Source organism: Oleiphilus sp. HI0061 (genome assembly GCF_001635675.1).
The window spans coordinates 1-5,665 of record NZ_LWFE01001110.1 but is presented as its reverse complement, the minus strand read 5'-3'; the positions used below and the strand labels follow the sequence as shown (position 1 = coordinate 5,665).

Sequence of the window (5,665 nt, the reverse complement as noted above, 5' to 3'; positions counted from 1 at the left end):
TGCCAGCAATCGCTATACACAATGAAGCGTATACAAACATTGAGCCTTGCTCATCAATCACACTTGGGATAAACAAGCCTCGAACATTTAGAAAAATCGATTCACCAACAGAAAAACTGTCACGCGCTCCGGGCAATGAAGCCAGTACAGCGAAATACCAGAAGAAGACTTGTAGTAATAATGGAATATTTCGAAATATTTCTACATAAATGACTGATAAGCGTCTGACTAACCAGTTGTGGGAGAAATAAGCGACCCCCATAACAAAGCCGATAATAGTTGCCAATACGATACCAATCATCGAAACCATAATCGTATTAAGCAAACCTACGATAAATGTTTTCCCGTAGGTATGTGTCGCATCGTAAGGAATCAAGGACATTAAGATATCGAAGCCTGCGGTAGTAAATAAAAAGCCGAAACCGCTTTTTATTCCTCGAGCTTCCATATTGGCGATTGCATTGGAAACAATCGAATAGAAAAAGTAGCCAAGTGCGAAAACCAGGATTAATTGATAAATAATCGCCCTGTTACGAGGGTTATTTATAAATGAACCCGACTTAAGCTTTAAGTGTTCGGACTCCGGATCTGAAGACATAATATGGCCTTACAAATTATTTCCAAAAGAATGCTGTTAGCTACCTATAAAGCGAGCCATTTTTTACTCAGCTTCTAGACTTAGTAAGCGCTAACTTATTATTTGAGAATTTTCTAGCTACTGGATTAAACAGCCTGCTACTAAACAAGCTGTCTAATCTTATGCTTACAAGAAGCCAACCTGTATTATCGAACAGGTGGGGAATACAGAATACCACCTTTGTTCCACTGGGCATTCAAACCACGTGAAATTTTAAGAGGTGAGTCCATACCAACATTACGCTCAAACGACTCGCCGTAGTTACCTACCTGCTTAACGATGTTATAGGCCCAACCGGCTTCCAAACCAAGCTTCTCACCAGCATCACCCTCAGAACCCATCAAACGTTTTTGAGCCGGGTTACCTTCAGCTTTAGCCTGATCTACATTTGTACTGTTAACACCTAAGAATTCTGCTTCTATCAAGGCGTTCATTGTCCACTTAACGATATTGAACCAACCATCATCACCCTGTCTAACCACTGGGCCTAATGGTTCTTTTGAAATAACTTCAGGCAAAACCATTGCTGAAGAAGGGTCTTTTAGGCCGATACGAATCGAATATAATTGTGATTGATCAGAGGTTAATACGTCACAACGGCCGCTTTCAAAGCCTGCACGAGTCTGATCTGAAGTATCATATGTAACTGCTGTGTACTTCATACCATTTGCACGGAAGTAGTCAGCCATGTTCAATTCAGTGGTGGTACCTGCCTGAATACAGGCAGATGCTCCATCGAGCTCTAATGCACTTTTAACACCTAGCTTTTTGGATACCATAAAGCCTTGGCCATCGTAGTAGTTTACACCAGCAAAGTTCAAACCTAGTGATGTGTCACGTGTATGAGTCCAAGTAGTATTACGAGACAAAATATCTACCTCGCCACTTTTTAGTGCTTCAAAGCGTTCTTTTGCAGTGAGTGGGCGATAAGTTACTTTATCTGCATCGCCTAAAACCGCTGCAGCAACCGAACGACAAACATCTACATCCAGTCCGCTCCACTGCCCTTTCTCGTCTTTTTGTGAAAAGCCCGCTAAACCGACACTCACGCCACAACTTACCATACCTTTCTTTTTTACTGCATCAAGTGTTGAACTTGCATAACTTTGTTGTGCAGTTAACCCTACTGCCACGATCGCAATACCAGCGGTCAATTTATTAAGTTTCATTATCCTAACCCCTTTATATAGTTGTATTCTCCCGTGACAGCATTACACGGTAGCATTTGAGATTAACATAGATCCAAAGCAAGATTGAACTCCTATTTCCGGATCCATTGTTATAATCGATTAAATATCACGAGTTCGTTAATTTCTGGGCAAGCCTTTTAATTCTGCATAATTATCCTGAATCATTTTTGCATCTGCACTGGCCCGATGACGCGCCAGACCTGCTAATTCAATAACTTTGTCGTGGACGGGTGTCCATTGTTCTCGTTCTTCCTGGCTAAGCAATGAGAGTAAAGATTCAATTCGAAAGGCTTGTATACATTCAGCTTTATCAAATAACTGACCCAGCCAGCACATGTCATTAGCCCAGCCATCTGAATATATGGTCTGACCTGCAAGGTTGTGGTTAAGCCACTGGGCAACGCTAACAATATCTCGCCCTTTTTCTTTTAATAGCTCTTGGGATATTCCATGAAGCGCTTCGGCGTCCCGGTTCTATTTCGTCCAATGAGCTAATGGTTTTATCAGGGTACAGCCCGTTTCTCCCTTACCTGAAATAAAACCTACTTCGATTGGATAAGAGCCCTTTCCTAAGCCTGAAGCTTCAATATCTATTATTGTTGGTAAACTCATAACTACCTTTCTAGTGTTGTTATGTATAGTCTAGTCGATACCCGTAAGAAAACGTTCACATATTCCTATAAAGGTTTCCGGTTTTTCTGCATGTAACCAGTGACTGGCTTTTGGAATGATTCGGACTTTTGCAAAGGGAAATAAGCTCACTACTTTTTCTTTATGGGCGGCCTGTATATAGTCTGATGCTTCGCCAGCAATGAAGAGCACTTCCCCTAAAAAAGGTTTTTCAGCATGCTGTCCATCCAGAATATGATGGTAATTTTGATGGATGGCGTTGAGATTTACTTTTAGATCGAAACCTCCACCGGGCTTGGCTTTTAGATTCTTTAGTAAAAATTGCCTCACCCCCTGCTCTGGAACAAATTCCGCTAGCAAAGAATCTGCTTCCTTTCGACTTACGATATCTGACTCTAGCAAAGCAAATAAACCAGCAAATATTTCATCGTGATGTCCCTCATACCGAACAGGCGATATATCGGCAACGATCACGGCCTTTATTCGTTTTTGCTGGTGCAGGGCTAGACTCATAGCGACTTTTCCACCCATGGAATGTCCAAGCACATATGCGATATCAATACCTTGATCATTCATATATTCGATCACATCTTCTGCCATAAGCTCATAGTTCATCTCTTCGCGATGAAACGAACGACCATGGTTTCTCAGGTCAATAGCATGGGTTTTAAACTTACTTGCCAAGGCCGTTGCAACACTGCCTAAATTATCTGACGAGCCAAACAGGCCGTGAAGGATCAATACGGAGAAACCTTCCCCTCTTATGCGCGAATATAGTTTAGTCATTGTATTTTTTTTAATCAGTTCACATTATCACCAAGAGCTCATGGCATATTCTCATATGTATCCTAATCTGACTAATTAAATGCTTTTCACTTCTAAACTGTGATACGTAGTAAGGTATATTTTTTAATGATTGTAGAGCTCCACCCTAAAGAAAATCGTCGTAACCGACGCGTCCCCGCCGCAGAACTCGTGGCACAAATCAAAACTAAACAAGGTCTATTTTCTAGCTGGCTTGATTTAGATGTTCTCGATTTCAATCTCCTTGGCCTTGCTCTGGCTGTACCCAGTGAACCAGAACTCGGAAGCAAGCTAAGTTTGCGCCTCGTTTTGAATATGGACATGGGGGAGCTAAAAGTTAATCAAATTGAGGCAAAGATTGTAAATAAGGTAAGGATGGATAATGACGATACTTCGTGGCGAGTCGGCTTGGTCTTTTCAAACCAGTCTAAGCAAAGCGGCGATAACCTTAGCCAACTAACACGCATTAGAGATATGCTTGAGAGAAATAACGCAATAAAGCAGCGTTTGAAAGCAGTTTAGTGTAATAAAAAAAGGCGCACTTCGCGCCTTTTCTTGAACCTCTTAATCTACTTAGCAAAAAAACATACTGTTCAGATAATTTGCTAGCTCAGAACAATTTTCTTTTTCATTTTCATTTTGTGGTACAAAAACTTCGTATTCCATAGTGGTTCCCCGTCAATAACACCGCTAGTATAAGTTTGTAATTCGTTTACTGTACAACTCCTAAAGGACAGTGTGTGTAATATATAGCAGACCGAATGCCTGTTCTTGACGATATGTGCCACCTTTTTGACTGACTGTAGCATTCCTAATTAACAGTAATTAATACACAGCTTTGGTTTAATTACTACAATAGGTATCTTTAGTCACGGTTAGGGAAAGGAAAGCTAAATGACAATTAAGTCTGGCAAGTCCCGGGTCAAAAACTTGTTCGTAAACTCCTCAACCGCGAAAGTATTGTGCGAATATCTTATTCAAAAAGGTATCAATAACGAGCTTTTGATTTCTACCTTGGCCTGTGAACTACACGAGCTTGAGTTAGCGGACTTCCGACTAAATATCTCTGCTTATCATGCGTTATGGTCTCTTGCGCTTTCCTTTACCTCCGACGAGCGTCTTGGCCTTAAACTCGCTCAGAATCCCCATAATGAAGAAATGGGTTTAGTTGCACACATTTTCTTTAATAGCCCAACCCTCTATGAAGGACTTCAACAATACCAACGCTACTATTCTTTGGTTAATGAAGGCATGCATATTGAAATTCACAATGATGATAAGTTTACTCATCTGGAATATGTCTGTGACTACAATGAGGTTTACTGCTCAGCCGATATAGAGCATACACTTGCGTTGTCAGTATTACGGGTCCAAGACCATATTAATCGAAAGCTCGATTTGGAAGCCGTTCATTTTCAACACCCTGCACCGGGTGATATTTCAGAGTTTAAAAAAATATTCCGTTGCCCTCTTCGATTTAACCAGAGCCACAGCACGCTCATTTTTAAGAAGTGTTATCTCAACTACAAGCTACCCAGGCGTAGCCCTTATCTTTATAAATTATTGATTAAACATATAGAGTCGCTTTCTAGAAAAATTCTACCCGCGATCAGCTTTACCGACTCGGTAAAGACTACCCTTGAAAGCCAGCTTTCCAAAGATAAGGTAGATGCTGAAAATATCGCTAAAAAAATGAATATGAGTCGACACACGCTATATCGACGTCTTAAATCAGAAGGAATTTCCTTTCATGACCTGCTTGATGAAGTGCGTGAAGAAAAGGCCTACGCATATTTAAATAAAGGCAAACATAGTCTAAGCGACATTGCTTTTTTGCTCGGCTTTTCTGAACTTAGCGCCTTTAGCCGTGCTTTTAAACGCTGGACCGGAATTTCTCCGGCAAAATATCTTAAATCTCGACCCCAGGAATAATATACAAGCATGCTAAGACTTCTCTTTATCCTTCTGACCGCGCTGACACTTGACGCTTGTACAAGCTTGAGTCACTTAAAGGTACCAATCGTAAAGAAGCATGTTGAACAGAAGACTAAAACACCCGCTAGTGAAAATATCGAGGAATTATGCAAGTACACATCCCATAAAGGCATTTCCGAACTCATTTCAGTCAAAGGACCCTATCTCACTTTCATATTCTTTCCCGGTAATGTCGAGTTTCATCTTGAAAAAGAAAAATTCCCTCTACAAAAGCTTATCGGCAGCGAATTCAAGGCTATTTATGAAGAACTGGTTCAAGGGCATGCTAAATGCCACAAACCAGCACCTCAGATCATAGGTTTACCACATTAAGTCATCAGGTATTTGATAATCTTTATACGGATCATCTTCTTCTATTTCTGTGTCTTGCGGCTGTGACTTCTCCATGTGGTAGACAATCGCTGCCTCA

General features: G+C 40.9%; 8 protein-coding genes. 3 read left to right on the top strand and 5 right to left on the bottom strand.

What is annotated here, in order from left to right; translation table 11 throughout:
* The 4 genes from A3735_RS16155 to A3735_RS16140 form a co-directional block, all read right to left on the bottom strand.
* The coding region (locus A3735_RS16155; RefSeq protein WP_156499717.1) for an ABC transporter permease subunit at positions 1-598 on the bottom strand (598 nt) is incomplete at its 3' end.
* Positions 599-783: 185 nt separating this feature from the next.
* Positions 784-1,806, bottom strand: coding sequence for an amino acid ABC transporter substrate-binding protein (locus A3735_RS16150; RefSeq protein WP_068509981.1), 1,023 nt, complete (start codon positions 1,804-1,806; stop codon positions 784-786).
* A gap of 138 nt (positions 1,807-1,944) precedes the next feature.
* Complete coding sequence (locus tag A3735_RS29055) at positions 1,945-2,163, bottom strand: hypothetical protein (RefSeq protein WP_082885763.1); 219 nt, start codon at positions 2,161-2,163, stop codon at positions 1,945-1,947.
* 306 nt (positions 2,164-2,469) lie between these two features.
* Positions 2,470-3,243 carry an alpha/beta fold hydrolase gene (locus A3735_RS16140; RefSeq protein ID WP_068638286.1) on the bottom strand — a complete coding sequence of 258 codons (774 nt, stop codon included), beginning with the start codon at positions 3,241-3,243 and terminating at the stop codon, positions 2,470-2,472.
* Between the two features lie 126 nt (positions 3,244-3,369).
* Here A3735_RS16140 and A3735_RS16135 point away from each other — a divergent pair, with 126 nt between their 5' ends.
* From A3735_RS16135 to A3735_RS16125, 3 genes are all read left to right on the top strand, one after another.
* Positions 3,370-3,783, top strand: a complete 414-nt coding sequence (locus A3735_RS16135) for a PilZ domain-containing protein (protein WP_068509978.1) — start codon at positions 3,370-3,372, stop codon at positions 3,781-3,783.
* Between the two features lie 372 nt (positions 3,784-4,155).
* Positions 4,156-5,193: an AraC family transcriptional regulator gene (locus A3735_RS16130; protein ID WP_068509975.1), complete on the top strand. Its 1,038-nt coding sequence runs from the start codon at positions 4,156-4,158 to the stop codon at positions 5,191-5,193.
* Between the two features lie 9 nt (positions 5,194-5,202).
* Positions 5,203-5,568, top strand: coding sequence for a hypothetical protein (locus A3735_RS16125; RefSeq protein WP_068506638.1), 366 nt, complete (start codon positions 5,203-5,205; stop codon positions 5,566-5,568).
* On the opposite strand, the gene A3735_RS32600 is transcribed toward A3735_RS16125, so the two are convergent.
* A complete protein-coding gene (locus tag A3735_RS32600; protein ID WP_369820533.1) occupies positions 5,557-5,643 on the bottom strand; it encodes a DUF2058 family protein in 87 nt (28 codons plus the stop codon). The genes A3735_RS16125 and A3735_RS32600 overlap by 12 nt on opposite strands.
* Positions 5,644-5,665: the final 22 nt, after the last annotated feature.

Bases quoted from the DNA above. Each gene is read 5' to 3' on its own strand.
- A3735_RS32600 (WP_369820533.1), bottom strand. From the start codon at position 5,643: ATGGAGAAGTCACAGCCGCAAGACACAGAAATAGAAGAAGATGATCCG.
- A3735_RS16150 (WP_068509981.1), bottom strand. From the start codon at position 1,806: ATGAAACTTAATAAATTGACCGCTGGTATTGCGATCGTGGCAGTAGGG.
- A3735_RS16125 (WP_068506638.1), top strand. From the start codon at position 5,203: ATGCTAAGACTTCTCTTTATCCTTCTGACCGCGCTGACACTTGACGCT.
- A3735_RS16135 (WP_068509978.1), top strand. From the start codon at position 3,370: ATGATTGTAGAGCTCCACCCTAAAGAAAATCGTCGTAACCGACGCGTC.
- A3735_RS16130 (WP_068509975.1), top strand. From the start codon at position 4,156: ATGACAATTAAGTCTGGCAAGTCCCGGGTCAAAAACTTGTTCGTAAAC.
- A3735_RS16140 (WP_068638286.1), bottom strand. From the start codon at position 3,243: ATGACTAAACTATATTCGCGCATAAGAGGGGAAGGTTTCTCCGTATTG.
- A3735_RS29055 (WP_082885763.1), bottom strand. From the start codon at position 2,163: ATGTGCTGGCTGGGTCAGTTATTTGATAAAGCTGAATGTATACAAGCC.